This window comes from Desulfurobacteriaceae bacterium (assembly GCA_039832905.1).
Lineage (GTDB): Bacteria > Aquificota > Aquificia > Desulfurobacteriales > Desulfurobacteriaceae > Desulfurobacterium.
In genome coordinates this window covers 1,012-2,832 of the sequence record JBDOLX010000021.1, presented here as the reverse complement: position 1 = coordinate 2,832, position 1,821 = coordinate 1,012, and the positions used below count along the sequence as shown (strand labels likewise).

3 protein-coding genes are annotated in these 1,821 nt (G+C 32.8%); all 3 read left to right on the top strand.

The genetic code is table 11. From position 1 onward, the window contains the following. Positions 1 to 193 (top strand): IS3 family transposase (locus ABGX27_01340; protein MEO2068139.1); only part of this gene is annotated, 193 nt, incomplete at its 5' end. A 165-nt stretch (positions 194 to 358) separates the two neighbouring features. Continuing rightward, entirely contained in the window at positions 359 to 1,084 is a 726-nt protein-coding gene (locus ABGX27_01335) for a hypothetical protein (protein ID MEO2068138.1), read from the top strand. Continuing rightward, entirely contained in the window at positions 1,081 to 1,530 is a 450-nt protein-coding gene (locus ABGX27_01330) for a hypothetical protein (GenBank protein ID MEO2068137.1), read from the top strand. The genes ABGX27_01335 and ABGX27_01330 overlap by 4 nt, the downstream gene beginning before the upstream one ends. Positions 1,531 to 1,821 lie beyond the last annotated feature (291 nt).

Here is a 1,821-nt window from a genome sequence, read left to right as displayed (position 1 = left end):
CTCTTGCCTTGAAAGGGAAGTATTTCAACGGTTTGAGATTGAGGATTTTGAGGAGATGAGAAGGTTGGTTTCTGAGTACGTTGAGTTTTACAACAATGAGAGAATACACGGTGGCATAGGTTATAAGGCTCCGAGGGAGAAGTATTTAGAGTACCTCGGTTCCCGTCAGGAGATATTGGCTAATGTTGGTTGAGGATTGTACAATTTTTAGGGGGTTAGACCAAACTGGTGTTTAAGGTTGCGATAGCCAATATGTTTCTGGTGATGAATTCGGGATAGGGGATATAACGAAGCGGTTATTGGTTGCGGTTCGTTTTGACAGAAGAGTTTTTATTGGGCAAAGTAGGGGTAAAAAGGTATGAAGTTTCTTTATAGATTCTTAGTGTGGGGTGATAACGTAGCTCTACTATCTATGTACTCTAAACTTAGATTAGAGTTTCCGGTTTTTTTTGAGATGAAAAGGGTGGATTCTGTAGGTTATGTTGTTTCTAAATGTAACATTTGTGATTATGATTTTATATATTTCGAAATAAATGAGTATAATTATACTTATTTTACTGATGAAATTAGAAAATATAAGGAAGAGTTATCTATATGGTTGAAGTTTTTTACTATTACTTCTTCTGTTGAAGATTTGAAAAAAGAGAATGTTTCGAAGTTAATAAGGAATATTTTTGGGCATTCAACAGTAGAAATAGCTTATATTGATAAGTATGAGCATTTTTCTTTTGAGTTCATGGAATTTTTATTATTCCTACCTAAGAAGAGAATTTTTTTATCGGATAAGAGAATTTTGGAAGTTGATTTTCCTTCAAAGAGTATTTTTGTTGTAAACACAGAAAAAAAATGCAAGCTTTCAGATGCCGAATCTGAATTACTCAGACATCTTTTTATGTCATGGGAAGAAAATAGGAAATATGTTAAGGAAATAAAGTTTAAGGGAATATCTAAGGAAAATTCTCTTCCTGTTTTACTGTCTCGATTAAGAAAAAAACTGCGTTATTTGTCGGAAGTAGAAAAGCTGTTTCTTTCCATAAGTAAAGATAGAAAGTATGGATATTTTCTAGAGGAGAAAACGAAATGAAATGGTTTTTTGAAAAAGGGAAAGAAAATATTCCACAGCGTATAGATTATATTTTTTCTGATTTAAGGAAAAAAGATTTTCTGGAAATTTTGATGGTTTTTGATGAAAAAGGAGTTTGTGTTTATAGTATTGTAAAAGACTGTTTTTTTCAGGAGGAAGATGCACAAAATTTGTTAAATCTTTTCAGACTTTCAGATAGAGTTATAACGGAAAGTATTAGTGAGAATGCTCTAATACTTTTGAAGAAACTTCTTAATTATGAAGTTTCTTCAATTAATGTTAAATTTGGTGCTTTTCGCCTTTGGCTTATAAAGAGTAGCAAATATTATTTGATTGCTATAGTAGATGAAATGTTAAAAGAATTGAACGTTAGAAACTTTGAGAATTTACTACTTCAGAAGTTATCTGAGCTTGAGCGGCTTCAACTAATAGAAAGTTATGATTAATTAATTTAGAAACTACTCTCAACTTCTACGGTTGTGTCAAGAATTTTGTGTAAGTCATTAGGAGTACCTCCTGGAGAAGGAGTGTCCACCCAAGTGTGTAAAAATTTCAAGCCTTAAACCTAAAGGAGGGTGGACACTCCCGACCAATTTTACCTCATATCTCTTTTTTTTTGGGCACAGCAATTTGAGGCTGTTTGAAAATTGCCAACACCATAAAAAAAGCCTATCCTCTCCGGTATGAAAGCTAAAAGACTCAATTTCCAACAAGTACTCAAACTCACACAAACCTAC

What these genes read in the sequence shown, in the direction of transcription:
- ABGX27_01335 (MEO2068138.1), top strand. Translation starts at nt 359, where the DNA reads ATGAAGTTTCTTTATAGATTCTTAGTGTGGGGTGATAACGTAGCTCTA.
- ABGX27_01330 (MEO2068137.1), top strand. Translation starts at nt 1,081, where the DNA reads ATGAAATGGTTTTTTGAAAAAGGGAAAGAAAATATTCCACAGCGTATA.